Here is a 25711-nt window from a genome sequence, read left to right on the forward strand (position 1 = left end):
AGTGATCTTCCCGACGACATCGTCCTATGGGGTGACCCCGTCTCAGGGTATTCACCTATTTTCCACTGACGAGTCAGAAAGTCGGCTTGTCGAAGGTCATCTATCGCGAGTAGAACGATTCCATGACTCAGGCGCAGGTGCTCGTCAGTACCGCTCAGCCCGGAACCGATCTGCCGGAGGACGCACCTCGTTACTCACTGCTGCTCGCTCGCGACTCCGAGGAAGTCGTCGCTGCTCAGCGGCTTCGGTACCAGGTTTTCGCCGAGGAGATGGGCGCGACGCTCAAGTCCGGCGACACCGGGCTGGATGTCGACGAGTTCGACGAGCACTGCGATCACCTCGTGGTCCGCGAGGACCGCACGGGTGAGATCGTCAGCACCTACCGGTTCCTGCCGCCGGACCGCGTGCCCGCGGCGGGCAGGCTCTACTCGGAGACCGAGTTCGACCTCGGCGGAGTCCGGTCATTGCTGCCGGGCATCGTGGAGACCGGACGGTCCTGCGTACACCCGGATCACCGGTCCGGTTCGGTTGTCAGCCTGATGTGGGCGGGTATTGCCAGGTACATGCTGCTCACCGGGCGCACGATGCTCGCGGGCTGTGCCTCTGTGCCGCTCGGCGACGGTGGACACCTCGCCGCCGCGGTGTGGAACATGGTCAGGGACAACCACATGTCGCCGCCTGAGTACCGGGTGCGCCCGTTGCACCCGTGGCAGCCGGACGGAGTTCGCCCGGCTGCGCGCACCATGGTTCCGCCGCTGCTGAAGGGGTATCTGCGGCTGGGGGCGTGGGTGTGCGGTCCGCCGGCACTGGATCGCGACTTCAACGTCGCCGACCTGTTCGTGCTGCTGGACATCGCCAAGGTCGACCCGCGTTACGTGAAGTTCTTCCTGGGGGAGCAAGGGTGAGGGGACATCTTTGGCAGCCGGAGTCACCGTGTGGCTCCAGCTGCATGTCGGGGAAAACGCCGACCGTCAGCCGGCCGCGCCGGTGGTGGCGGTTGATCACCGCGATCGCGGTACTGCTGACCGGGCCGTTCATCGCCATCGGGATGCCACTGTTGTCCAAGCGGGGCCGGGAAGGCGCCGTCCGCTGGTGGTTCCGTCGGATCGCGCGGTCGTTCGGCGTGCGCATCGAGGTCCACAACGGCAAGGTCCTGCGTGACTACGCCGACGCGGACCGCGGCGCGTTGGTGGCGTCCAACCACATTTCGTGGCTGGACATCGTCGCGGTGAACGCCGTACAGCCGATGCGCGCGCAGGCGAAGAAGGAAGTGGCTAGCTGGCCGATCATCGGCAAGCTCGCGAACGCGGCTCGCACGGTCTACCTGGACCGGGAGAACCTCCGCTCGCTGCCGACCGCGGTGGACGAGCTGCGCAAGGCGATGCGCGGCGGTTCGTTGGTGAACGTCTCACCGGAGGGCACCACGTGGTGCGGGCTGGCCAGCGGCCGGTTCCGCCCGGCGATGTTCCAGGCGGCGATCGACGCCGACGTGCCGGTGATCCCGTTCGTGATCCGGTACCGGTTGGCCGATGGCCGGGACACCACGGCGCCCGCGTTCATCGGCGACGAGACCCTGGTCACGTCGCTGCGCCGGACCGCGCGCACCAAGGGCTTGGTGATGGAGGTGCACGTGCTCGACCCGATCGAGCCGAGCAAAGCCGCCAACCGCAAGGAACTCGCCGCGATGACGCATGCCGCGGTGCGGGACACGCTGGACCGCACGCAGACACTGCCGGAGATGGAACACCCGAAACTGGCCGTGGCATAACGGTTTCTTCGCTAGTTTCGCCGATGTGACCATGCGGCTTTCCGTACTCGACACAGCGCCGGTGTGGCAGGGATCCACACCGGCGCAGTCGTTGCGTGACACAGTGGACCTGGCCAAGCACGTCGAACGGTTCGGCTATCGGCGCTTCTGGGTGGCCGAACACCACCTCACCCCCAGCATCGCCAGTACCAGCCCTGCCGTGCTCGTCGGCCAAATCGCCAGCGCCACATCCACGATCCGGGTCGGATCGGGCGGTGTGCTGCTGCCCAATCACCCGCCGCTGATCGTCGCCGAACAGTTCGGCACATTGGCCGCCTTGCATCCGGATCGGATCGACCTCGGCATCGGACGCGCACCGGGTTCCGATCCGGGCACCGTGCGCTTGCTGCGACGGTCCGAAGCCGGCTTTCCGGCCCAGCTGGCCGAGCTGAGGGGCTATTTCGCGAACGAAATGATCCCGGCGGCGGCACCCGTGTGGTTGCTCGGTTCGAGTGCCTCGAGTGCGCGGCTGGCGGGCGAACTCGGTCTGCCGTACGCCTTCGCCCATCACTTCAACCCCGCGGACACCTTGCCCGCCGTGGCGGCTTATCGGGAGTCGTTCCAGCCGTCAGCGGCGTTGGCGCAGCCGTACGTACTGGTTTGCGCGCTGATGATCGCCGCGGACACCGACGAGCGCGCACAGTTCCTCGCCTCTTCGCTGGCGCTGATGATCGTCCGGATGAGCGCGGGCGGTCTGAACCACGGGCGCCACGTACCGCCGGAGATCGCGGTGAACCAGTCGTACACCGACGCGGAACGCCAGCTCGTCAAGGACAGGATGGCGCCTCGGATCATCGGCGGCCCGGACACCGTGCGGCGCGGGATTTCCTCGCTGCTGGCCAGCACAGGCGCCGACGAACTGATGGTCATCACGCTGATCCACGACCAGGCCGAGCGGATCCGGTGCTACGAGCTGATCGCGGACTTGACCTCCAGTGGACTTGAAGTTGCAGACTCGCCGATGTGACCATCACCGACACCGCCGCGGAGCCGAAGACTTCACTGTGGACAGCTCAATACCGTGCTGTCTCAATAGGTATGACGCTGTTGGTGACGCTGGTCGCGTTCGAGAACCTCGGTGTGAACACGGCGATGCCGCGAATGGTCGCGGATCTGCGCGGTGGCGAGCTGTACTCGTGGCCGTTCACGGTGTTCCTGGTCACGAGCCTGATCGCGAACGTTCTCGCCGGACGGCTGTGTGACCGGCGCGGTCCGGCGTTCGGCCTCTACACCGGCGTGATCCTGTTCATGGCCGGCCTGCTGGTCGCCGGGCTCGCCCAGTCGATGTGGATGCTGCTGATCGGCCGTGCGCTGCAAGGCCTTGGCGGCGGCACGATCTCGATCGCGATCTACGTGATGATCGCGTACGTCTACCCGGAACGGGTCCAGCCTGCCGCGTTCGGCATCCTCAGCGCGGCTTGGGTGCTGCCTTCGTTGGTCGGTCCCGCCGCGGCCGGGCTGTTGACCGAGCACGCGAGCTGGCGTTGGGTTTTCCTCGGCCTGGTGCCTCTTGCCTTGCTGGGAGCACTGTTGTTGCTGCCCGCCGTGCGCACGCTGCCTGCCCGGGTGGAGCAGACGGGCCCGGTCCGCGGCGGGTTGGTGCCCGCGGCGATCGCCGCGGCACTGGGGATCGCCGCGTTGACGTGGGCGGCGGAACACCCTTCACTGGCAACGATTTTGCTGGGCCTCGCCGGGTTGGCGATGCTGCTGCCCTCGCTGTTCCGGTTGCTGCCGAAGGGAACTCTGGCAGCACGGCCAGGGCTGCCGGTGACGATCCTGGCGCGTGGCCTGCTTGCCGGTGCGTACACCGCGATCGAGGTCTACGTGACGCTGACACTGACCGCTGTACACGGGTATTCGCCCGTGCTGGCCGGGCTTCCGTTGACCGTCGGTGCTTTGGCGTGGTCGGCGGCGGCCGTGCTCCCGGCGCGCAATCCCGATGTCGACCGGCTCGTGTTCGTCCGCTGGGGGTTCACGTTGCTTGCCGCGGGTGCGTTGGGGATGCTGCTGGTCACGCCGACATGGGGCTGGGGCTGGATTTCCTTTGCCGCGTGGATCGTGGCGAGTGCCGGGATGGGCTTGGGTTACTCCAGCCTGAGCGTGCTGACCATGCGGTATTCGTCTTTGCAGGAGCAGGGCGCCAATGCCGCGGCGTTGCAGGTGTCCGAGCGCGTGTTCAGCGCTGTGCTGGTCGGTCTCGGCGGCGTTTTGCTTGCCCTGCTGGCGTCCCCGCAACGGCCGTCGATCGCAATGGCCATTCTGGACGTCGCGATGGCCGTGATCGCCGTGATCGGCGTTGTGCTGGTCCGGCCGGGCCGCAGGTAGAGACTCACCCCGCGCGGGCACTTTCCGCTCCGACAAGCGGCCCGCGCGGGGTGACCCTTTGTGTCTAGTTCAGTGCCACATTCATGATCCTGGTGTTGCTGTTGTTGCCTGTGCTGTCTTTGTCCCCATTGGACGTTGTCAGCCACAAGCCGCCGGTCACCGGGTTCGGCTCGACCGTGCGCAACCGGCCGTAGGTGCCCTGGAAGTACGCGACCGGGGTGTCCGTGCCGCTGCCGTTGATCTTCATGCGGTACAGGCGTTCGCCGCGCAGGCACGACATGAACAGCGTGTCGTTGACGATCGTGAGACCGCCGGGCGAGGCGCTGGACACGCCCCAGGTGCGGACGGGCTTGTTGTACGCGGAGTTGCCGCAGCCCGAGCCGGACGTGCCCTCACAGCTGGGCCAGCCGTAGTTGCCGCCCTTCTTGATCAGGTTGAGCTCGTCCATCACCGAGTTGCCGAGCTCGGCTTCCCAGAGCCTGCCCTGCGAGTCGAACGCCAGGCCCTCGATGTTGCGGTGGCCAAGGCTCCACACGTACTTGCCGGGGAACGGGTTGTCTGACGGCACTGACCCGTCCGGGTTGAGCCGGAGGATTTTTCCGTTGAGCGAGTTGATGTCCTGCGCCCGGCTGCCACTCTGGCCGTCACCGACACCCGCGTACAGCTTGCCGTCCGGTCCGAACCGCAACCTGCCGCCGTTGTGGTACCTGTTGCGCACGATGCCGGTCAGCAGGACCTGGGACTGCCCCAGTGCACCGTTCTCGTACTTGATGCGGACGATCCGGTTGTCGCTTGGGCTCGTGTGGTAGACGTACAACCAGTGGTCCTGCGCGAAAGTCGGCGAGATCTCCAGCCCGAGCAGACCGCCCTCACCGTCCGTCCCGGACACGTTGGACACCGTGCCGACCGTGTTCTTGGTGCCGGACTGGGTGACCCGGGTGATCTTGTGGGTGTCGCGCTCGGTGTACAGCGCCGAACCGTCCGGCAGGTTCACCAGGCCCCACGGCACGTCGGTGCTGGTCGTGACCTGCTTGACCTCGCCGATGACGTCCCCGCCCGCCTTGGTCCGCACCGAGATCTCGTTGCTGGCGGCGGAAAGGTTCCCTGCGGCGTCGAAAGCCTTGACGGTGAACGGATACGTGGTGTTCGCCTTCAGCCCGCTGATCGTCGCCGAGGTTCCCGTCGCGGAACCGACCTGCTCGCCGGACGAATAGACGTTGTACCCCTTGACGCCGATGTTGTCCGTGGATGCGTTCCACGCCAAGGAAACGCTATTGGCCGTGCTGGCGGTGGACCGTAGGTTGCCGGGCGCGGTCGGCGGTTCGTTGTCGACGACGTCCGGTGGTGTTTTGACCGCGACTGTGTTACTGGCTTGGGAGACGTTGCCTGCGCCGTCGCGTGCGTTGACGTAGAACCCGTAGTTCGTGTTCGGTGTCAGGCCGGTGATTGTGGTTGTCAGCGTGGCGCCGTCGACTGTCTTGACGAGTTGGCCGGTGTTGTAGATGTCGTACGCCACAACACCCTTGTCGTCGGTCGACGCGTCCCACGACAGCTTCACGCTGGTCGACGTGATGTCGCTCGCCCGCGCGTTGCCTGGCGTTGTCGGCGGTTCGGTGTCGGCGCCGACCGTGCCGTAGACCTGGAATTCCTGCAGGGAGTAGCCGTACGCGGAGCCGGTCCGGCAGCGCGTGGTGCCGAAAACCCGGACGTAGCGGGCATTGCCGCCGACTGCGAGGTCGTCGACGCCGCCGTCCCCGGTCGTGGTCTCGTAGACAGTGCTCCACTGTGTCGCGTTGGTCGACAACTCGACGCGATAGGCCTTCGCGCACGACAGATCCCACGTCAGCTTGACCTGGCTGACCGCGGCGACGGCGCCGAGATCGACGTAGATCCACGCGGGATCGATGTTCTTCTGGCTCGCCCATCTGGTCGAAGTGCTGCCGTCGACGGCGTTCGTGCCCGCGTAGGCGCTGCCGCCGGTGGACGAGACGCTGACCGGCTTGTTCTGCGAAAGAAGGACGGGAGCCGCGGTGGCAGCGGGTACGACGGCGAATGTGAGGGCGACGGCCGCCAAGCCGGCCGCGCCCGCCCGCCATCGGGACAGGGGTACCACAAGGTCCTCCGAATGATCGTGAAGGGACTACTCCGGATGCCCGCGGCGGATGAGGCGCGATCAATGTAAACGTTTTCGGTGTGTTTCGTCCAGTAATCCCGTTGCGGAAACGGCGTGCCGGTTCGCTAGGGTCCGCACCGGTACTCACAAGGGGGTTCTCAAGTGAACAAGAGTGTGCTTTGCGCTGCCGTCCTGCTGATGGGACTGACCGCGTGCACATCGGACAACAGCGGTGCGGCACCTCCGCCTGAGGTGTTCGGCCCAGCGGGTTATCGCGGCCTGACACCAGGGATGACCAAGGAAGCGGCGCTGGCCACGGGGAAGCTGGCGGCCGCGCCGACGTCCAATCTGGACGGCTGCACGGACTTCAGCTATGCCGGCGGGCCCGCGCCCGACCCGGCGAGGATGGCGGCGGAGGACGCGGCCGAGAAGAAGTCCCGTGAGCTCAACGCCAAAGCCGACGAGGCCAAGAAGACCGCGGACCAGGGCGGGCAGAGGCAACCCGCGCAGAACGCGGAGCAGGCTGCGAAGAACGCGGAAGAGGCCGCGAAGGGCGCACAGCGGGCCGCGGAAAGCGCGCAGCTCAACGCCGACGCCACCATGGCAATGGTGGAACTGATGGAAAAGCGAGAAGCGCGTGACACGGCGTTCTCGGCAGAAGGCGGCGCGTCCTTCGGCAAGGACGGCCTCCGCCAGCTCGCCGCCCCACCGGCCGCGAAAACCGCGGAAGGTATCAGCACGGGCTCGACGGTCGACGAGCTGAAGAAGGCCTACGAGGCTCGCGGTCTCAAGCTGGGTGAGAACGAGCGCTACCAGCTGGCGATCGCCGACAAGCCCAACTGGCACTACGAGTTCACGGTGAAGGACAACAAAGTGACGTCGGTGTCCATCATCAGCTCGGCGGAGTGTTCCTGACGCGGATTCGCTGGACGGCGTGGGTACACGCGAGTACCACGGTGAGAAACAGCAGCGCAACGAGCACGTAGCCGGCCGGTGCGGTGGACAGCCCATCCTGGTTCAACAGGATGAGTGAGAACACGAAGTCGATTGTGGAGAATCCAGCGATCCACCATCCGAGCCACGGCGACCTGCCTGGCCGGATGGTGGCGCACGCCAACAGAAACAACAGCGGCACCAAGAACAGCAGGATCAACGTCATCCATGTGGCGATGCTGCTCGAACCCGAGGGCACGGACCAGATGACCAGTTCCCGCTTCGGTTCGGTGACGGGCACGACCATCAGAACGGCCAGAACAGCGGTGACCACGCCGTAGCACCGGGCAAAGGCGGACGCGGTGGTGCGCTCGTCGAGTTCCCGTTCGAGGTACTCAATCCGCTCTTGGAGCATCGCCTAACCACCTAGGTTCTGAATGACGAACTCAGCGGCCGCCACCGACTTCGCACACCAGTCCACGCCTGGGGATTGGCTGAACCCCGCGACGTAGATGCCCCGGTCTGGACCTAGCGCGACGCTGACATTGCAGTCGGATGTGTGGTTGTCGTTCGGGAACATCTGCCGCTTCACTGCGGGGAAGCCACGGATCTCGAACGGTTCGAACACCGCGGCACGGTTGAGGTCGTTGGCTTCTTGGTAGGGCCGCAACAGTGTGTTCTTGTCCGGAAGGAGATCGACATCGAACGTTGTTTCTCCTCGTGACCAATGGCACCGTTCGGTCGCATCCAGCCGTTCGAGATCACCTAGGCCGAGAGTGGCGACCTGTGGTGGTGTGAGCGACTCGCAGGTCCGACCGGTGAACCTGCTCATGTCAAGCGTCCGAGACGCAGTCGGCGGCATTGTCGGCCTTGGCACGACCGACGAGCCGGAGCTGGATGGAGGTGCGGTCGGCGTGGTCGTGCTCGGTGGGGTCGCGGATGTCGGCGAGGGGTCAGCGGAGGTCCCGCATGCTGTCGCCAGCACCATGATCCCGATCATCACCTTGCGAATCACGACGGACCTCCGTCCAGTCGTTGGCCGATCAACCCCGGTGGCCGGTTCTGCTCCTCCTGGATCTTCTTGCGTTCCTGCTCGACCTTCGCGCCGAACACGGCCGGATCCCTGGCATCGTGGAAGAACTTTCCATAGTCGAAATCTGCGCCGGTCACATCGATCTCACGCTGCAGGGGTTCGAGGATTGGATTCTTGACCTCCGCGAGGTCACGCTCCTGAACTTCGATCCACCTGGTGAGCTCGGCAAGGCCGTCGTGGAACGAGCTCTCCAGGTTGCTCCTCGCCCGGGTGTAGCTGGACACGACCTCCGGTGCCTCGCTGCCTTCGATCACCACCTCGCCGGTCTTGGCCCCGATGGCCACGAACGACTCGAGTCCCCAGCGGACTACGGTCGCAGCTTTGTCGGGCTTGCCGAATCCGGTGATGCACGCGGTGGCGATCTCGCTCAGAATGCCGATTGTCGCCTTGGTGTCCCGCTCGGCTTGTTTCTTCATCTCCTTGTCGCACGCGGCGATCGTGGCGTCAGCGAGCTCGTAGTAGTTGCGCCGGGCGTTGACCGCGAGAGAGTACGCGGTACCCATGCAGTGCGCGGCGAACAAGATCTGCCGGTTCTGCTGCTCCATGAACGTCTGGATGTAGTTCATCTGGTCCATGAAGGCTTCGGCTCCCGCGCCGGTCCACTCGCCGAGTTTGATCGCCGCGGTGTTCAGCGTGGCCTTGGAGACCGCATCTTCGCCGGTGTCACGCGCGGCCTTCTGCATCCGCTCGAACTCGTCGATGATCCTCTGTGGTTCCAGGGACATGTAGGTCTCAGCGTCCATGACGATGTTCTTGATCAGCGTGTCCACGTACAGCCCGGCCGAAATCCATACCCCCGCCTTCGAGTACATCTCGATGATCTTGCGGCCCAACCGGTTGGCGATGTCGTAGAGCTCTGCGTCCGTCTTCCAGTCGGCCATGTCATCTTTGCCCGTCGGCTCGGCGGTAAAGATTCGCGATATAGCTCAGTGACTGGGCGACCTTCTCGATTCGGTCGCACCCGGCTATCTGCCGGAACGCCACGCTGTCGGTGAATCGCGCGTATGCGCCTTCCATCGCGTAGACCGGCTGGAAACGGCCTGGTCCTTCCAGCCCTTCGTGGGCCCTCAGGATGTTCGCGGGTGCACGAAGCGCATTGGCCACGGCGGGCAGTTCGTGATTCGCGACGTCTTCCAGCTTGGGCAGGCTGACGGTGAATCTGTCCATCGGTTTGGGCATCTCGACCAAGCTTCCCACTCGGTTTCGTTGTCCCTACTCCGACGACCACGTTACGTGATCAGTTCCGTGCGTGGTGTCACAATCTGGTCCGGTCTCTACCTGCCGTCGCGTGGGGCGTGACGTACGTCGCCGAATACACTCATTAGCGATGACCTATCTAGACCACGCGGCGACCACGCCGATGCTGCCCGAGGCAGTAGCGGCGATGACGGAGGCGCTGTCCATCAGGGGCAACGCTTCGTCGCTGCACACCTCGGGCCGTCGGGCCAGGCAGATGGCCGAGGAGGCGCGTGAGTCGATCGCTGAGGCACTGGGTGCGCGACCGTCCGAGATCATTTTCACGGCGGGTGGCACTGAGAGTGACAATCTCGCGGTTAAGGGCATCTACTGGGCGAGACGTAAGGAAGGGCGCCGCCGTGTGCTGGTGTCCGCCGTTGAGCACCACGCCGTCCTCGACGCGGCCGAGTGGCTGGAGGGCCACGACGGCGCCGAGTTGACGTGGCTGCCGGTGGACCGGGTGGGCCGGGTCAACGTCGACGCCCTCAAAGAAGAGCTTGACGACGATGTGGCGCTCGTCACGGCGATGTGGGCGAACAACGAGGTCGGCACCGTCAACCCGGTTCGGGAACTCGCCGAGGCGTGCGCCGAGCGTGGCGTTCCGTTCCACACCGACGCCGTGCAGGCCGTGGGTACGTTGCCGGTCGACTTCGGTGAGTCCAAGGCGAGTGCGTTGACCATGACCGGGCATAAGCTCGGCGGCCCGATGGGCGTCGGCGCGCTGCTGCTCGGCAGGGACGTGCCGTGTGCGCCGTTGCTGCACGGCGGTGGTCAGGAGCGGGACGTGCGCTCCGGAACCGTTGATGTGCCTGCGATTCACGCCATGGCAACGGCCGTCCGTGAGGTCACGAAGCACCGGGAAGAGCGGGCCAAGCAGCTCGCGATGCTCCGGGACGAGCTGGTAAACGCCGTGCGTGCGGCGGTCCCCGACGCGATACTCAACGGGGATCCGGGGCTGCCGGGCCACGCGCACTTCACGTTCCCCGGCTGTGCCGGGGACAGCTTGCTGATGTTGTTGGACGCCAAGGGAATCGAGTGCTCGACCGGCTCAGCGTGTACCGCTGGGGTCGCGCAGCCGAGCCATGTCCTGCTCGCCATGGGCATGGATCCGGCGGCAGCGCGTGGTTCGCTCCGGTTCTCATTGGGGCACACGTCGACGAAAGCCGACGTGGACGCCTTGGCACAAGCGATTGGACCGGCAGTGGAACGGGCCCGCACCGCGGGGTTGTCCGGAATGCGTCGATCCGCAGCGAAGGAGGTGTGAGCATGCGCGTGCTCGCCGCGATGAGTGGTGGTGTCGACTCTGCCGTGGCCGCGGCACGGGCGGTGGCTGCCGGGCATGACGTTGTCGGGGTTCACCTTGCCCTGTCGGCGAAGCCGGGCACGCTGCGCACCGGGGCGCGTGGCTGCTGCACGATCGAGGACTCGCATGACGCGAGGCGTGCCGCCGACGTGCTGGGCATCCCGTTCTACGTCTGGGATTTCGCCGAGCGGTTCACCGAGGAAGTGATCGAGGACTTCGTCGACGAGTACGCCGCGGGCCGCACACCGAACCCGTGCCTGCGCTGCAACGAGCGGATCAAGTTCGAGGCGTTGCTGGACAAGGCGCTGGCGCTCGGCTTCGACGCGGTCTGCACCGGCCACTACGCCCGGCTGACCACAGTGGACGGCAAGCCGGAGCTTCGGCGCAGCGTTGACTCCGAAAAGGACCAGTCCTATGTGCTCGCTTCGCTGACCGCCGACCAGTTGCGGCATGCGATGTTCCCGCTCGGTGACTCGACCAAGCCGCAGGTTCGGGCCGAGGCGGCCGAGCGTGGCCTGTCGGTCGCGGAGAAGCCGGACAGCCACGACATCTGCTTCATCCCGGACGGCGACACCCGCAAGTTCCTTACCGACAAGCTCGGCGAGCGCCCCGGCATGCTGGTTGACGACGAAACCGGTGCGGTGCTTGGCATGCACACCGGCGTGCACGGGTTCACCGTTGGCCAGCGCAAGGGCCTGGGCATCGACGCGCCCGCGCCGGACGGCCGCCCGCGGTACGTGCTGTCGCTGGAGCCGGTGTCCGGAAACGTCCGCGTGGGCACGGCACAACGGCTGGAAGTCCAGGAAATCGCAGGTGAGCGGCCGATTTGGCCGTCCGGTGAGCCGATTGACGGGCTGACCGAGTGCGTCGTGCAGGTGCGTGCGCACGGAGGCACGGCGCCTGCTGTGGCCGAACTGGAGGACGGTGAACTGGTGATCCGGCTTGCTGAGCCACTGCGCGGTGTCGCGCCTGGTCAAGCGGCTGTGATGTACTGCGGCGACCTCGTGCTCGGCAGCGCGACGATCACACGGACTCGATGACGAACCCCGCGTTGCGGTCGACCAGGTAGCCGACGCCGCGGACAGTGGTGATCGGGTCGATGCCCGGCCCGATCTTGCCGCGCAACCTGCGGACGTGCACGTCGACCGTGCGGCTGCCCAGGTGCTCGGCCACGCCCCAGACCTCGGCGAGCAGTGTGGAACGGCGGTGCACCCGGCCGGGGTTGCGGCACAGGAACAGCAGCAGGTCGAACTCCAGCCGCGTCAGCTCGATCGGCGTGTCCTTGACCAGGACGCGGCGGGAGTCCGGCTGGATGCGCAGTCTGGCCGGTGGCAGGGCACGCTGCTGTGGAACCTGCGCACCGTCGACGACCATCCGGTCGATCGGCAGGTCGACGGCGGTACGCAGGGTGTCGACCAGCCTGGCGGCCAGGTTCGGCGCCTGTTCGTTGTCGACGGTGAGCTGGACGATCACAGTCAGCTGTGCCATGCGTTCATCCGACCGGCAGGCGCGTGCGGGTGTCAACGCCTCCCACCTGCTGATACCTCTTACTTGCTTGGGTTGATCACCAGCTTGCCGGTGGTCCGCCTGCCGCGCAGGGCTTCGTGCGCCTGCTGGACGTCGGACATGGCGTAGTCGCCGCCGCTGATCACTTTCAGCTTGCCCGCCTTGACCTCAGCGGACAGGTCCGCGAACGCCTGGTGCAGCAGCGGCGGGTTGCGGAAGGCGTGCGCCAGCCAGAAACCGCTGACCGTGGTGGAGTGCGCCATCAGTGCGGGGAGCGTGACCTCCTTGGGCTGCTCGCGGCTGGCCATGCCGTAGAACGCGAGCCTTCCGAAGGGTGCCAACGACTTCAGGCTTTCGTCGGTGACCCGGCCGCCGGTCATTTCGAGAACGACGTCGACGCGCTTGCCGCCGTTGGCCTCGATGATCGCCTTGTCGAGTTCCGGGGTCGCGGGGTCGAGGGCGACATCCGCGCCCAGCCGCAGCGCGAGATCGCGCTTTTCCTGGGTGCTCGCGGTCGCGATGACCCGGCCAGCGCCCATGGACTTGGCGAGTTGGACGGCGAGCGACCCGACACCGCCGGCCGCGGCATGCACCACAATGGACTCACCTGGCTGGAAGTGCGTGGTCTTCTTCAGCAGCAGCCACGCGGTCATGCCCTGCACCAGCAAGGCGACCGCGGAGACGTCGTCGACGCCTTCGGGGACGTCGAACGCCATGTACTTGTTGACCACGGCTTTCTCAGCGTACCCGCCGTGCCCGATCATGGCCGCGATCCGCCTGCCGTCGGCGGTCCTGCCGACCACCTCACCACCAGGGATCAGCGGCAGCTCGGGGGAGGCGAGGTAGGAGTCCTCGACCTGATGCGTGTCCGCGTAGTTCACCCCGGCCCGGTCAACGTCGATGAGCAGCTCGTTCTCGCCCGCAACCGGATCGGGTACCTCGGTGACCTTGAGCACCTCGGGTCCACCGAACTCAGTGATCCGCACAGCCCGCACGTCCAACGCCTCCTTGTCGTCGTGAGACAGACTAACACTTTGTCTCATTCAAGGGACAATACTGCCAGTTTGTTCCCACTGTGCCTGGCATCACCCGGGGGATGACCGGCGTGCATAGCTTGAATCTGGTCCAGGTGTCCGCCAGGGTGGGCGCGTGAAGTCGATCAAAGTGATGGCCGGCTACGAGTGCAGTCCGCTGTGGCTGACCGGCGGCGGCCACCTGTCGGCCTATGAGCTGCCCATTTCGGACACTCTCGCGGCCGAGCTGTGGGAGTGGGCGGGCATCTACGACGAGGCCATCGACCGCGAAGATCCACCGCGGTCCGGCTTCGAGACCACCGAAGCCGAGCGTCAGTTCTTCGTGCGAGGCGAGGAGCTGGCCAAGCGGCTGGCGGCCGAACTCGGCGACGGCTACTCCGTGAGTTACTGCGACAACGGCACGGTTCGCCCTATCTCGTGAACCTTTGGCGTCACCCGATTGGCCAATGTCGCTGGGTCACTGGGGGTGGTGTGATCCGGACATGCGACGGTACGTCTTGGTGCTGGTTCTGCTACTGAGCGTGATGTTCGTGAGTCCGGTGGCTCAGGCCCAGGTGGACCCAGGGGCGTTGTCCCACTTCGGGTTGGCGCGCAAGGACTGCGTTGGCACGGCCCGCAACACCACCAGCAAGGTGTGGTTCACGGTCGCGGACGGCGTGCTCTCCGACGTGTACGCGCCGACCATCGACAACACCAACGTGGAGACGCTGCAGTTCATCGTCACCGACGGGCGGACCTTCACTGACCTGCAGAGCCGCGACATGACGTACACCGTCAGCGCGGACAGGACCGGGATGGCCTGCCAGGTCCAGTCCAAGGCGAGGAACTACCAGCTCACGACCGACTTCATCACCGACCCCGCTCGTAACTCTGTGCTCATCAAAGCGCGGCTGCAGGGCCCGCGGGATTTGAAGCTCTATGTGCGTTACGACGCGAGCATCAACGGCAACGGCGGTGGTGGGCCGCTGAATGGTGGAGCGGACAGCGCCTCAGCGGACCAGCGCGCGTTGGTCAGCAGCGATCCGAATACCGTGACGAACGCACCGAACCGTGACTACGGCGTCCCGTTGCATGGCGCCCTGGCGGCGAACAAGCCCTTCAAGGCCGTGAACAGCGGGTACGTGGGCACTGAGACGGATGGGCTTGTCCAGCTGGACAAGAGCCGGGGGATCAAGCCGAACGCCAGGGCAGCCAACGGAAACGTGGTTCAGACAGCCCAGATCGACGGGCACGAAAGCACTCTCGCGCTCAGCTTCGCGCAAAGCGCCAACCACGCCATACAAACCGCCGCCGAGAGCCTGTCCACGCCGTGGCACAGGACCTACGACCGCTACATCCAAGGTTGGCGGGACTACAACAGGAAACTCAATCACACTGACGACTGGGTTTCGGTCAACGTCCTGAAAGCCAGTGAGGACAAGACATTTCCTGGCGCGATCGTCGCTTCCCTCGGCAGCCCATGGGGGCATGCTGTCAGCGCGGGCGATCTGCCGGACGGCAAACCGGTGTATTTCGGTTCGTATCGCGAGATCTTCGCGCGTGACCTCTACGAGAGCTTCACCGGTCTGATGGCCGCTGGTGACCGCGAGACTGCGCGCGCGACGGTGACCTGGTTGTTCAACCGGCAGCAGCAGCCGGATGGGCGGTTCCCGCGCAACTCCATGGTCAACGGCAAGAAGGCGCCGGACTCGGGTGGGGATCAGCTCGACGAGACCGCGTATCCGATCCTGATGGCGCTTCAGGCCGGGTTCGACCGGGATCGCCGGCTGTATCCCAACATCCGCAAGGCCGCCGACTTCGTTGTCGCGCACGGTCCTTCGTTCGGGTCGGAGCGCTGGGAGGAGCAAAGCGGGTATTCGCCGTCGACCATCGCGGCCGAGATCGCCGGACTCGTCGCCGCCGGGGTGATCGCCAGCCGCAACGGCGACCAGCAGCGGGCGAGGGTCTACTTCGCGACCGCGGACCACTTCCAGCGCAGCGTCAAGGGCTGGACCGTGGTCGGCGGGCACTTCATCCGGCTGTCCAAGACCGGCGACCCGAACGCCCCGGTCGAGTACAACCTGGGCAACGGCTCGATCACCGTCGACCAACGGTCTGTTGTGGACGCCGGGTTCCTCGAACTGCCAAGGCTGGGCATTCTGCCCGCGGACGATCCTGAGGTTGTGAGATCGCTGGACCGCGTGGACCAGACGATCAAACGAGAAACGCCGAACGGGCCCGGCTGGTACCGCTACGGAACCTCGAATCCAGGTAGTGAAGACGGCTACGGCGACTGCTACGAGCCGGACGCCACCAGCTGTGCGCCGACTGGAAAGCCTTGGCCCACCGGGAATGTCGGCAGTGGACACCTGTGGCCGGTGCTCGCGGGCGAACGCGCCGAGCACTTGCTGCAGACCGGCGACAGGCGTGGCGCGCGCAAACTGCTCGAAGCCATGCGGGCGCAGGCTTCCGGCGTCGGCATGATTCCCGAGCAGATCTGGGAGAACCCGCCGGTGCCGAAGTCGCCTTACGGCAGCGATCCGGCCACCGCGAGCATCGGGTTCACACCTGGCCAGTCGGTGGGCTCGGCATCCCCGCTGACCTGGGCGCAAGCCCAAGCCGTCCGATTGACGCAGAGTATTTCGGCAGGACGTCTAGTCGAACAACCTGCCGAAGTCCGCGCGCGATACATCGAGCACGGAGCGCCGAGAAATATCCCGATCTCATTGCAGGCACCTGATTTGGTCTCCACGCCGACGGTTACCGTGACAGGAACGGCGCCTGCCGGGACAAGGATCGACGTCTCAGCCACCGCGACGGACGCCGGCGGAGCGACCACGGTCGTAACCACTCGGTCGAACGGCACTTTCACCGCTGAATTGCCTGCTCAGCTGGGCACCAATGTGATCACCGCCGCGGCGAGCGAAGGCCGCGACACGGGTTATGCGCAACGCAATGTCGGCTCCGACTTCGTGTCCGGGACGGTGTTGCTGAACGTCACCGACCCGGACAACGACGACAACGGCCCTGGGACGTACGCCTATCCGGCCGCGGGTGATTTCCATCCTGGTGCCTTCGACATCCAGCAGTTCCAGGTGATCGACAGTGGTGAGCGGGTCATCCTGCGGACGAAGCTGCGCAACCTGACTCCGACGTTCGGTTCGCCGCTCGGCGCGCAACTGCTGACGATCTACGCCCGCGATCCGGCAGTCCCGGCGACTTCGACGAAGGCGCCTTACCCGACGCGTAACTACGAAGTCGATCCGTGGAACCGGATGATCGAGGTTCAAGGCTTCGCCGAGCCCGTGTTCGTGGACGCGAACGGTGTCCCGTTGGGTGACGCGTCCGTGCAAGCCAGTGAAACCGCCAGATTCATCACGATCAGCGTGGCGAAGTCGGCGCTCGGCAATCCGACGTCCTATGCGGTGGTGCTGACCGGGCAGGAAGGTGACAGTCCGGACCGGGCACGCAGGTTCACCGCGACGCCCGAGCAGTACACCTTCGGCGTGTGCGCGCCGGGTGGAACGAGCCCGATCTGTGCTGTGGCGCCGACATCCGTGCCCAAGGCAGTTGACGTGATCACCCCACCCGGCGCCGATCAGGCCGTTGTGCTGGACCCGACGCGTGGGCCAGTCGTGGTCAAAGCGGTGTCGTAGTGGTCCAGACCTTGACACCGAGTAGGTGAGAACCTCACATTGGGTGAGTCGCCGCCGCGCCCTGCCAGGAGGGGACTGCACCATGCGCAAATCCCGATTGTTCGGCAGCATTCTCACCGCGCTCGCGTTGGTGGCGTCCACGACACTGGCCGCGAGCCAGGCGCAGGCCGCGGTCGCCCCGATCGACAGCGTCGTTCCTGTCCCGGTTTCAGTGCAGTCCGTGCCCAACGTGACCTACAACCTCACGTCCGGTACGCAGATCCGGGCGGCAGCGGGCGCGACCGACGTCGCGAACCTGCTCGCCACCACGCTCCGGCGGTCGACAGGGTTCGCGTTGCCGGTGTCGCAAGGGACCGGTGACGGCATCTCGTTGCAGTTGTCCGGCGCCGACCCCCAGGTCGGTCAGCAGGGATATCAGCTCGATGTCGCCGCTTCCGGCGTGACGATCAAGGCATCGTCGGCGGCAGGCCTGTTCGCCGGAACGCAGACACTGCGTCAACTGCTTCCGGCGAAGATCGAGGCATCCAGCGTCCAAACCGGACCGTGGCCGGTACCGGGTGCCCGCATCCTCGACTATCCGCGGTTCGCCCATCGCAGCGCGATGCTCGATGTGGCACGGCACTTCTTCACACCGGACGTGGTGAAGCGATACATCGACGAGATCGCCCTTTACAAGATCAACTACCTCCACCTGCACATGTCCGACGACCAGGGCTGGCGGATCATGATCGACAGCTGGCCGCGCCTGGCGACGTACGGCGGCAGCACCCAGGTCGGTGGCGGTCCCGGCGGCTACTACACGAAGGCGCAGTACAGCGACATCGTCGCGTACGCCGCCGCACGGCACATCACGGTGATCCCCGAGATCGACATGCCGGGCCACACGAACGCCGCACTGGCCTCGTACGCCGAGCTGAACTGCAACAACACTGCCCCACCGCTGTACACCGGCACGAACGTCGGCTTCAGCTCGCTGTGTGTGCCGAAGGACGTGACGTACCGCTTCGTCGATGACGTCATCCGCGAACTCGCCGCTGTGACACCCGGCCCGTACATCCACATCGGCGGCGACGAGGCACAGTCCACATCAGACGCCGACTACCGGACCTTCATGAACCGAGTGCTGCCGATCGTGGCCAAGTACGGCAAGCAAACGATGGGTTGGCACGAGATCGCCAAGGTCAACCCACCGACCGGCGTGGTCCCGCAATACTGGGGCACGACCACATCGAACACTTCGGTGCGCGACGCGGCGGCGCGCGGCAACAAGATCCTGATGTCCCCGGCGAACAAGGCCTATTTGGACATGAAGTACAACTCCAGCACACGGCTTGGGCTGACGTGGGCCGGATACATCGAGGTCCGGACGGCCTATGACTGGAATCCCGGTGCTCATTTGAGCGGGGTCGGGGAGTCGGCGGTGCGGGGCGTTGAGGCTCCACTGTGGTCGGAGACCATCGTGACCCGCCAGGACATCGAGTACATGGCGTTTCCCCGGCTGCCTGCGATCGCCGAGGTCGGCTGGTCGCCGTGGTCCAAGCACAACTGGGACCAGTTCCGGCAGCGCCTTGGGGCACAGGGGCCTCGCTGGACCGTGATGGGCATGAACTATTACCGGTCTACGCAGGTTCCTTGGGCTTGACGCGGGATCCGGTCGGGTTCTGGGCGGAGTTCGTGTCCTTTTAGCCTGCATTCCCCCGGGTGCGGCCGATGTCGGTGTGTTCGGTCAGGATGATGACCATCATGGCGAGGCGCCATGAGTGTTCGGCGTCTCGCGGCGTTGGGCGGCGGCCAGTGGGGGTTGCCGCAGGATGGTTGCGTGGGCGCGTGTATTCCCTCGAAGCGTGCCTCTGTGCTGCCCCACCGGACCAAATCCCCGATCCCGTGAAGCGGTGCGGCTTGTGGACAACTGGACCACGACAGCCCAGAACTGTCAGACCCCCATGGTTGACTGAAATCGGGGGATCCCCCAGGCGGGGGCTGGGCTTGGAGGTGCGGCCGCAGAGTATCTCAGGGGTCTGACAAGGCTTGCGGCGTTGTGCTGATGGGGGATGAACATGTCGTTCGAAAGGAGGACTCGGTGTTCACTCGCCGCCGGTAGCGTGCGGGGCCAGCGTCAAAGGGGGAGCGTTGAGCGTTGGACTCGTACTGTCGCTTGGTGGTTTGGCACTGATCGACTCGACCAGTATCGGGACCCTGTTCATCCCGATCTGGCTGTTGCTCGCGCCCGGCCGGGTGAAGGTCGGCCGGATTCTGTTGTACCTCGGCACCATCGCGGTCTTCTACTTCGGCGTTGGCCTGCTCATCTCGCTCGGCGCGGGCGCGGCGATCACTGCTTTCGGTGAGGCGATGAAGACCAAGGCCGTGTTGTGGGGCCAGCTGGTTCTTGGGGTCGGGTTGTTCGTCCTGAGCTTCCGGTTCGACCCCAAGAGGCGGAAGGGGAACGGCGGTGCCATTCAGCGTTGGCGTGAGCGGGCGATGTCGGAGCAGACGTCGGTGCGCTGGTTGATGGCGCTGGCGTTGCTCGCTGGGCTGACGGAGGTCGCCACGATGCTGCCTTACCTCGGTGCGATTGGCCTGATGACGACGTCGGGACTCAGTGCGTTGGCCATCCTCACGCTGCTCGCGGGGTACTGCGTTGTCATGATCGTTCCGGCTGGGGTGTTGCTCGCGGCGCGCATGACGGCGCGGAGCATGGTCGAACCGGTGTTGCAGCGGCTCAACAACTGGATCATGCGCAACGGGGCCAGTGCGACGGGCTGGCTTCTCGCCATCGCGGGGTTCCTCGTTGCCCGTGACGCCGCCGTCAGGCTGTTCTGGCCCCACCTGATGTAGCTACTCTCCCGCTGTGGCTGATCTCGCTTACCTCTCGGCGACCGATGCGATCGCACTGTTCCGCAGCGGGGAGCTGGCACCGGTCGAGCTGATGACGGCGGTGGTCGAGCGGGCTCAGCTGGCCGAGCCCGCGATCAACGCCTTCACCGACCGGTACTTCGAAGACGCGCTGGACCAGGCGCGGGAGGCCGGGGACCGGTACGCCAGGGGCGAGCAGCGGCCCTTGGAAGGCGTGCCGGTCGCCATCAAGGAGGAGCAGCCGATCGCCGGCCTGCCGTGGCGGGAAGGCTCGAACCTGCTCCGCGACAACGTGGCCACGCAGACGCACCCGATCGTGGAGCGGATCATGGCGGCCGGTGGGATCGTGCACGCTCGCACGACCACGCCCGAGTTCTGCTGCGCGGGCTTCACGCACAGCGACCTGTGGGGCGTGACCAGGACGCCGTGGAACCTGGAGTACTCGTCGGGCGGGTCGTCCGGTGGTTCGGGGGCCGCCCTCGCCGCGGGCTCCGCGACGCTCGCGACCGGTTCGGACGTCGGCGGCTCCATCCGGATTCCGGCGTCGTTCAACGGCGTCGTCGGCTTCAAACCGCCGTACGGCCGGGTGCCGAGCATGCCACCGGCCAACTTGGACTCGTATTGCCACGACGGTCCGATGGCCAGGACGGTCCCGGACTGTGCGCTGTTGCAGAACGTGATCGCCGGCGCCCATCCGCTCGACCCCGTGTCGCTGCCCGCGCCTGCCGAGCTCGCGATCGGCGAGGCAGACGGCCGCAGAGTCGCGTTGTGCATGAACCTCGGCGACTACCCGGTCGAGCCCGATGTCGCCGCCGCGACCCTGCGGGCAGCCGAAGCGCTCAAACAGGCAGGCGTGCACGTCGAGGAAATCGAGCTGCCGTGGACACGGGCCGAGATCATGGCGGCCGCGTGGGCCCACTACGGCGCCATCTTCGCCCCGATGATCGAGGCCGCCGCCGAGGGACGTCCGGTTCTGCGGTACACCAACGACTTCCTCACAAGAGCGAACGAGGCGGGGACGTTCTTCGACGCCATGCTGATCGAAGCCAAGATCCAGGACGACCTCGGTGAGGTCTTCCAGCGCGCGGACGCCCTGCTCTGCCCCACATCCGGCATACCGGCTCTGCTGGCCGGTGAGGACTATGTGGACACTCCGCTGATCGTCAACGGCGTCCGGCTGGAGCACAACCTCGAGGCGCCGCTGACGATCCCGTTCAACATCGCCAGCCGGTGCCCGGTGCTGAGCGTGCCGTCGGGCCTGGCGGGAAATCGAGTGCCCACCGGCGTCCAGGTGGTCGGCCGTCCTTATGACGACCAAACGGTCTTCACACTTGGCAACATCATCGCCTCGGCCAACCCCTGGTACTGCACGAAGTCGTGGTCGCCGCCGATTTGACGCCCCATTGGGCAGTTCCCCTTACCCATCCGCCACGACGCCGTTACGCTGCGAAAGAAGGCGGGCTTGGAGGGGGAGCCGATGGCGCGTCCGGAAAAACCTGTATCGAGTCACGACCCCGCACTGGCGGCTTTCGCAACCGATCTCCGCAGGCTCAGGGCCGAGGCGGGCACTCCGACGTATCGCGAGCTCAGCGCGGTCGCGCACTACTCGTCAACGGTTTTGTCCGAAGCGGCGAGCGGCAAAAGCCTCCCCACGCTCGCGGTCACGCTCGCCTTTGTCCGCGCCTGTTCGGGTGACGTGGACAGCTGGCGTGCCCGATGGCTGGAAATAGCCGAAGATTCCGGCGAGAAACCGGACGAAGAAGCGCCTTATGTCGGGATGACCGCGTTCCAGCCGGACGATGCCGGGAAATTCTTCGGCCGGGAAGAACTGGTCGAGGACATCCGGGCCAGGCTGCGGGAGAGATCATTTCTGGCGGTGTTCGGTGCATCGGGGGCAGGGAAATCTTCGGTCCTGCGAGCGGGACTCGCCGCGGCCTGGATCAAAGAGAAGAAGCCGGTCCTGGTGGTCACGCCAGGCGCCCACCCGCCACACCCGCAGGCCGAGAACGACCTCCTGGTCGTCGTCGACCAGTTCGAAGAGCTGTTCACCCTGTGCGAGGACACGGCCGAACGGGACCGTTTCATCCAGCGGATACTGGCGTTGCCCAAGGTCGTGATCGGAGTACGAGCGGACTTCTACGCCCACTGCGCGCAGTACCCAGCGCTCGTCGAAGCCCTCAAGGACGCCCAAGTCCTCATTGGACCCATGACGCCGGGCGACCTCAGCCGTGCCATCACCGCACCGGCCGTGCACGCCGGGTTCATGGTTGAGACGGCGCTGGTCTCGCGACTGACCGCGGAGGCCGTGGGTGAGCCTGGAGTCCTGCCGCTGTTGTCGCACGCGTTGCTGGAGACCTGGCGACGTCGACGCGGCAACCGGATGACGCTCGCCGGATACGAGGAGACCGGCGGACTCCAACACGCGATCGCTCGTACGGCCGAAGAGGCGTTCCTGGCCTTGAACGACGCTCAGCAGGTGATCGCCCAGCAGGTCATGCTGCGCCTCGCAGCCGTCGGTCAAGGAACGGACGACACCAAGCGCCGTGCCAGACGGCAGGAGTTCGACGACAACCCCGGCACCGTGGTGGTCCTGGAACGCTTCGCACAGGCCAGGTTGATCATGCTCGACCAGGACTGTGTCGAGGTCGTGCACGAGGTCCTGATGCGCAGCTGGCCGCGGTTCGCTGAGTGGCTGTCCGCCGACCGGGAAGGGCGGCGAGTGCATCGGCAGCTCACGTCGGCCACCGACGAATGGGAGTCGCACGGGCGCGACCCCGGCACGCTCTACCGTGGCATTCGGCTCACCGTGGCGCGGGATTGGGCGAACTCCCATCAAGATCTCCTTTCCGCAAGGGAAAAGGCGTTTCTCCATGCCAGCAACACCGCGGAAACCATGGAGTACCGGAGAACCCGCAGTCGCGCCAGACGACTGAAACAGCTCGTCGCGCTGCTCGTCGTCTTGGTGTTGGTCGCGGTCGGTGGTGTTACGACGGCTGTCATGAACGAGCAGAAAGCGGCGGAGCAGCACCAGTTGGCCATTGTGCGCAAAGCCGTCAACGATGCGAACGCCATGCGAACCGCCAATCCCGCGTTGGCACGTCAAATCGCGTTGGCGGCGTACCGGTTGGCGCCCATTCCGGAGGCGCGAGACGCCTTGATAAGCATCACGGCTTCGCCCAACGCGACCAGGGTGGCCGGTAGTGCCGGTCCGATCCGTTCGGTGGCGTTCAGCCCGAAGGGTCGGTTACTCGCGACAGGCAGCGAGGACAAGAACGTCGTGGTGTGGGATGCCGACTTCGCCACCCCGCGGATGATAGCGACTCTCATCGGGCACGAGGACGTTGTCAATGCTGTCGCCTTCAGCGCCGATAGCCGGACGTTGGTCTCGGCGAGCCGGGACAACACGGTCCGCCTGTGGAACGTTTCGAACCCGAGCAACCCTCAGCGCCTGCACGTCCTTACCGGGCACACCGGCGGCGTGACATCACTCGCGTTCACCAAGGACGGCCGGACACTGGTGACGGGAAGCACGGACGGAACCATCCGGCTATGGGATCTGACCAACCCGGCTTCACCACAACGCATCGGGCTGCTCAGTGAGCTTGGTGAAATCACGGCGGTTGCCGTCAAACCGGACGCGGACGTCCTGGTATCCGGTGGCAGAGACGGTATGGTCCGGCTTTGGGACATCGCTGACGCGAGAAATCCCGTCCCGCTCACCACTCTCGACAGGCACATCCGAGCGTCGGTACTCGCGGTCGCGTTCTCTCCCGACGGCCGGACGCTGGCCACATCGGGCACTGATTGGGTGGCGCAGCTGTGGGACGTCAGGGAGGTATGGAAACCAACACCGGTAAGTGTCCTCACTGGACAGTTCTTGGCGTTGTCGTTCAGCGCCGACAGTCAGACGCTCGCCGCGGCCGGCAGTGACAGCGAAGTCCGGTTGATCGACGTCACCGAGCCTGCCCGGCAGCAGCCGATGACCACAGTCATCGGGCACAGCAACGATGTCTGGGCGGTCGCGTTCAACCCGGAGACGCAGGTGGTCGCTTCAGGCGGAGCCGACCACACGGTACGGCTGCAGAATCTCGCCGAGTTCACCGTTCTCGGGCAGATCGACACCGTGCTGGCCGTGACACACCGGCGAAAGGACCGAACGGTCGCAACCGCTGGGGTGGATGGCTTGGTGCGGCTGTGGCGCACGCAGTCCGTCGGACGGGCTCGTCTGCTCGCCACGCTGAAAAGCAGTCCAGGGCCGGTCGCGTTCAGCGCCGACGGCGACATCCTGGCGGCAGGTGGCCGAGACGGCACCGTGAAGTTGTGGGACGTCGCCGATCCGACTGCGCCGAAAGAGCTTCCGTCCTTGGGCGGCCGTCAGTCGGCTGTCGGGAAGATTGCGTTCAGCCCGGACGGCAAAATCGTGGCGACGGGCGGCGAGGGGATGGACCGGACCGTGTGGCTGTGGGACATCTCCGCGCGGTCGAAGCCGGTGAGCATCGGGTTCGTGTTCGGCACCGGCGGCGACATCGGCCCGCTCACGTTCAGCGCGGACGCCCGCACCCTCGCGGTCGGTTCGGCGGACAACGCGAAGCTCTGGGACGTCACGAACCCCGGTTCGCCCAGGGGTTTGGTGACCACGAACCAACTGAACTCGATCCTGGTCTTCAGCCCGGACAGCCGGGTCATCGCCGCGGCGGGCCGGGACAGCGCGGTCCGGCTGTGGGACGTGTCCGAGCCGCAGCGGCTCCATGTGATCGGCACACTTGCGGGGCACACCGCGGGAATCTCGTCGATCACGTACAGCCCGGACGGCAGGAGACTGGCCACGGCCAGTCCCGACGGCAGCGCGCGGGTCTGGGACTTGTCCGATCCCCGGTCGCCACGGCTGGAGGTCACGTTGACCGGCCACACCGCGGCGATCCACGAAGTGATGTTCACCGACGACCACGCCCTGATGACCGTGTCGAGGGACAATCTGGCCAGGCGGTGGGAGATCGACACGGACGTCGCCGCCCGTCGAGCTTGTAGGTCTTCCATGCAACCGATGACCGTTGCGGAGTGGCAACAGTACTTCCCGTCGTTGCCGTTCCAGCAGCCTTGTCCGGACTACAGTGCGAAGTAGACGATCGTTCCGGCGATCAGCAGGCCGTATCCGGCTGCCGCGATCCGCATCAGCAGCACCTGGGTCTGCTCCGGCCACCGCGTGAAACCCAGCAGCCAAGCCAAACCAGGCATGATCAGGATCGCGTGCATCGGTACCGCGTGCGCAGGCTTCAACGCGCCGGCCGTCGTGTAAGCCAGTTCAGCGTTGCCCGTGCGTACCGCGGTGACACCGGTCGCGATCATCACGGCCCCTACCGCCAGCGCGACGAGCAGTGCGGCGAATCCGAACCGGAGTGCCAACTGCATGGTCCGGGTCTGTACGGTACGGAAAGCCGCCACGGTGAACGCGATGGTCACGGCGATGAGCACGAAACCGCCGCCGGCCAACGTCATCGAGATCGTCGAGTCGAACGGCGTCTCGAAGTTGAAATGCGACGGACGCCCGCGCCACGCCTGCATCGTGATCAGTGCGACCTCGACGACGCTCGCCGCGTAGAACACCACCAGCAGGAACGTCCGCAGGCCTTGCTGGATCCGCAGAAACGAGGTCGCCCACACGGCCGCGCCGACCGTAAGCCCGAATGACAATCCGAATGTCATGGGCTTACGCATCGACAACGGGCCCATCCAGGTGCCGCCGGTGACCAGGAGCACGACCAGATGCCCGAGCCCGCTGAGCAACAGCAGGCCCCCGATGATGTAGCCGACGCGATCTATGGTCCTCATGCGGCCAATGCTCGCCGCTGCACCCGGCCGGGTCGTCCGCTTGG

At 65.9% G+C, this 25711-nt stretch carries 21 protein-coding genes; 13 read left to right on the top strand and 8 right to left on the bottom strand.

Annotation, left to right across the window (positions count from 1 at the left end; genetic code table 11):
* The first annotated feature begins 122 nt into the window (after positions 1-122).
* The 4 genes from B9C43_RS32225 to B9C43_RS32240 are packed head-to-tail and all read left to right on the top strand — an operon-like array spanning position 123 to position 4132.
* Entirely contained in the window at positions 123-905 is a 783-nt protein-coding gene (locus tag B9C43_RS32225; RefSeq protein WP_084430604.1) for a GNAT family N-acetyltransferase, read from the top strand.
* 44 nt (positions 906-949) lie between these two features.
* Positions 950-1768, top strand: a complete 819-nt coding sequence (locus B9C43_RS32230; RefSeq protein WP_051894819.1) for a lysophospholipid acyltransferase family protein — start codon at positions 950-952, stop codon at positions 1766-1768.
* A gap of 31 nt (positions 1769-1799) precedes the next feature.
* Positions 1800-2774 carry an LLM class flavin-dependent oxidoreductase gene (locus B9C43_RS32235; protein WP_143446781.1) on the top strand — a complete coding sequence of 325 codons (975 nt, stop codon included), beginning with the start codon at positions 1800-1802 and terminating at the stop codon, positions 2772-2774.
* Positions 2771-4132 (top strand): MFS transporter, encoded by a 1362-nt coding sequence (locus B9C43_RS32240; RefSeq protein WP_235038977.1) that lies wholly within the window; start codon positions 2771-2773, stop codon positions 4130-4132. Before B9C43_RS32235 ends, B9C43_RS32240 begins: the two co-directional genes overlap by 4 nt.
* Before the next feature lie 64 nt (positions 4133-4196).
* Here the strand turns inward: B9C43_RS32240 and B9C43_RS32245 are convergent, their stop codons facing one another.
* On the bottom strand, positions 4197-6245 hold the full coding sequence (locus tag B9C43_RS32245; RefSeq protein ID WP_235038978.1) for a PQQ-dependent sugar dehydrogenase: 2049 nt from the start codon (positions 6243-6245) through the stop codon (positions 4197-4199).
* 162 nt (positions 6246-6407) lie between these two features.
* On the opposite strand from B9C43_RS32245, the gene B9C43_RS32250 reads away from it, so the two are divergent.
* Entirely contained in the window at positions 6408-7160 is a 753-nt protein-coding gene (locus B9C43_RS32250) for a hypothetical protein (protein ID WP_235038979.1), read from the top strand.
* On the opposite strand, the gene B9C43_RS32255 is transcribed toward B9C43_RS32250, so the two are convergent.
* From B9C43_RS32255 to B9C43_RS32270, 4 genes are read right to left on the bottom strand one after another with little or no spacing between them, the layout of a single operon-like run.
* The gene (locus B9C43_RS32255; protein WP_084430606.1) at positions 7138-7593 is read right to left on the bottom strand and encodes a hypothetical protein; all 456 of its coding nucleotides are present in this window, start codon (positions 7591-7593) and stop codon (positions 7138-7140) included. The genes B9C43_RS32250 and B9C43_RS32255 overlap by 23 nt on opposite strands.
* Before the next feature lie 3 nt (positions 7594-7596).
* Positions 7597-8193, bottom strand: a complete 597-nt coding sequence (locus tag B9C43_RS32260; protein WP_084430607.1) for a DUF3558 family protein — start codon at positions 8191-8193, stop codon at positions 7597-7599.
* Entirely contained in the window at positions 8190-9152 is a 963-nt protein-coding gene (locus tag B9C43_RS32265) for a hypothetical protein (RefSeq protein WP_084430608.1), read from the bottom strand. Before B9C43_RS32265 ends, B9C43_RS32260 begins: the two co-directional genes overlap by 4 nt.
* Position 9153: 1 nt before the next feature.
* On the bottom strand, positions 9154-9438 hold the full coding sequence (locus tag B9C43_RS32270) for a hypothetical protein (RefSeq protein WP_143446749.1): 285 nt from the start codon (positions 9436-9438) through the stop codon (positions 9154-9156).
* 160 nt (positions 9439-9598) lie between these two features.
* Between B9C43_RS32270 and B9C43_RS32275 the strand changes: the two genes are divergently transcribed.
* Both B9C43_RS32275 and mnmA read left to right on the top strand, forming a co-directional pair.
* Positions 9599-10771 (top strand): cysteine desulfurase family protein, encoded by a 1173-nt coding sequence (locus B9C43_RS32275; RefSeq protein WP_084430610.1) that lies wholly within the window; start codon positions 9599-9601, stop codon positions 10769-10771.
* Positions 10772-10773: 2 nt separating this feature from the next.
* Positions 10774-11850, top strand: coding sequence for a tRNA 2-thiouridine(34) synthase MnmA (mnmA, locus tag B9C43_RS32280; RefSeq protein ID WP_084430611.1), 1077 nt, complete (start codon positions 10774-10776; stop codon positions 11848-11850).
* On the opposite strand, the gene B9C43_RS32285 is transcribed toward mnmA, so the two are convergent.
* Positions 11834-12298 carry a winged helix-turn-helix domain-containing protein gene (locus tag B9C43_RS32285; RefSeq protein WP_051894818.1) on the bottom strand — a complete coding sequence of 155 codons (465 nt, stop codon included), beginning with the start codon at positions 12296-12298 and terminating at the stop codon, positions 11834-11836. The genes mnmA and B9C43_RS32285 overlap by 17 nt on opposite strands.
* A gap of 59 nt (positions 12299-12357) precedes the next feature.
* Positions 12358-13311 carry a quinone oxidoreductase family protein gene (locus B9C43_RS32290; RefSeq protein ID WP_084430612.1) on the bottom strand — a complete coding sequence of 318 codons (954 nt, stop codon included), beginning with the start codon at positions 13309-13311 and terminating at the stop codon, positions 12358-12360.
* Positions 13312-13465: 154 nt separating this feature from the next.
* Between B9C43_RS32290 and B9C43_RS32295 the strand changes: the two genes are divergently transcribed.
* From B9C43_RS32295 to B9C43_RS32320, 6 genes are all read left to right on the top strand, one after another.
* The gene (locus tag B9C43_RS32295) at positions 13466-13771 is read left to right on the top strand and encodes a hypothetical protein (RefSeq protein WP_084430613.1); all 306 of its coding nucleotides are present in this window, start codon (positions 13466-13468) and stop codon (positions 13769-13771) included.
* 61 nt (positions 13772-13832) lie between these two features.
* Entirely contained in the window at positions 13833-16985 is a 3153-nt protein-coding gene (locus B9C43_RS32300; RefSeq protein WP_084430614.1) for a glucodextranase DOMON-like domain-containing protein, read from the top strand.
* Between the two features lie 82 nt (positions 16986-17067).
* Positions 17068-18627: a beta-N-acetylhexosaminidase gene (locus B9C43_RS32305; RefSeq protein WP_084430615.1), complete on the top strand. Its 1560-nt coding sequence runs from the start codon at positions 17068-17070 to the stop codon at positions 18625-18627.
* A 488-nt stretch (positions 18628-19115) separates the two neighbouring features.
* On the top strand, positions 19116-19820 hold the full coding sequence (locus tag B9C43_RS32310; protein WP_033380437.1) for a GAP family protein: 705 nt from the start codon (positions 19116-19118) through the stop codon (positions 19818-19820).
* A gap of 13 nt (positions 19821-19833) precedes the next feature.
* Positions 19834-21234: an amidase gene (locus B9C43_RS32315; RefSeq protein WP_235038980.1), complete on the top strand. Its 1401-nt coding sequence runs from the start codon at positions 19834-19836 to the stop codon at positions 21232-21234.
* Positions 21235-21315: 81 nt separating this feature from the next.
* Entirely contained in the window at positions 21316-24960 is a 3645-nt protein-coding gene (locus B9C43_RS32320; protein ID WP_084430616.1) for a WD40 repeat domain-containing protein, read from the top strand.
* Here B9C43_RS32320 and B9C43_RS32325 read toward each other — a convergent pair.
* A complete protein-coding gene (locus B9C43_RS32325) occupies positions 24945-25667 on the bottom strand; it encodes a hypothetical protein (protein WP_084430617.1) in 723 nt (240 codons plus the stop codon). The two genes, B9C43_RS32320 and B9C43_RS32325, sit on opposite strands and share 16 nt — an antisense overlap.
* Positions 25668-25711: the final 44 nt, after the last annotated feature.

Origin of the sequence: Kibdelosporangium aridum (assembly GCF_900176515.1) — a bacterium.
Taxonomy (GTDB): Bacteria; Actinomycetota; Actinomycetes; order Mycobacteriales; family Pseudonocardiaceae; genus Kibdelosporangium; species Kibdelosporangium aridum.

What these genes read in the sequence shown, in the direction of transcription:
- B9C43_RS32320 (WP_084430616.1), top strand. Translation starts at nt 21,316, where the DNA reads ATGGCGCGTCCGGAAAAACCTGTATCGAGTCACGACCCCGCACTGGCG.
- B9C43_RS32325 (WP_084430617.1), bottom strand. Translation starts at nt 25,667, where the DNA reads ATGAGGACCATAGATCGCGTCGGCTACATCATCGGGGGCCTGCTGTTG.
- B9C43_RS32275 (WP_084430610.1), top strand. Translation starts at nt 9,599, where the DNA reads ATGACCTATCTAGACCACGCGGCGACCACGCCGATGCTGCCCGAGGCA.
- B9C43_RS32255 (WP_084430606.1), bottom strand. Translation starts at nt 7,593, where the DNA reads ATGCTCCAAGAGCGGATTGAGTACCTCGAACGGGAACTCGACGAGCGC.
- mnmA (WP_084430611.1), top strand. Translation starts at nt 10,774, where the DNA reads ATGCGCGTGCTCGCCGCGATGAGTGGTGGTGTCGACTCTGCCGTGGCC.
- B9C43_RS32285 (WP_051894818.1), bottom strand. Translation starts at nt 12,298, where the DNA reads ATGGCACAGCTGACTGTGATCGTCCAGCTCACCGTCGACAACGAACAG.
- B9C43_RS32270 (WP_143446749.1), bottom strand. Translation starts at nt 9,438, where the DNA reads ATGGACAGATTCACCGTCAGCCTGCCCAAGCTGGAAGACGTCGCGAAT.
- B9C43_RS32300 (WP_084430614.1), top strand. Translation starts at nt 13,833, where the DNA reads ATGCGACGGTACGTCTTGGTGCTGGTTCTGCTACTGAGCGTGATGTTC.
- B9C43_RS32225 (WP_084430604.1), top strand. Translation starts at nt 123, where the DNA reads ATGACTCAGGCGCAGGTGCTCGTCAGTACCGCTCAGCCCGGAACCGAT.
- B9C43_RS32305 (WP_084430615.1), top strand. Translation starts at nt 17,068, where the DNA reads ATGCGCAAATCCCGATTGTTCGGCAGCATTCTCACCGCGCTCGCGTTG.
- B9C43_RS32230 (WP_051894819.1), top strand. Translation starts at nt 950, where the DNA reads ATGTCGGGGAAAACGCCGACCGTCAGCCGGCCGCGCCGGTGGTGGCGG.
- B9C43_RS32235 (WP_143446781.1), top strand. Translation starts at nt 1,800, where the DNA reads ATGCGGCTTTCCGTACTCGACACAGCGCCGGTGTGGCAGGGATCCACA.
- B9C43_RS32265 (WP_084430608.1), bottom strand. Translation starts at nt 9,152, where the DNA reads ATGGCCGACTGGAAGACGGACGCAGAGCTCTACGACATCGCCAACCGG.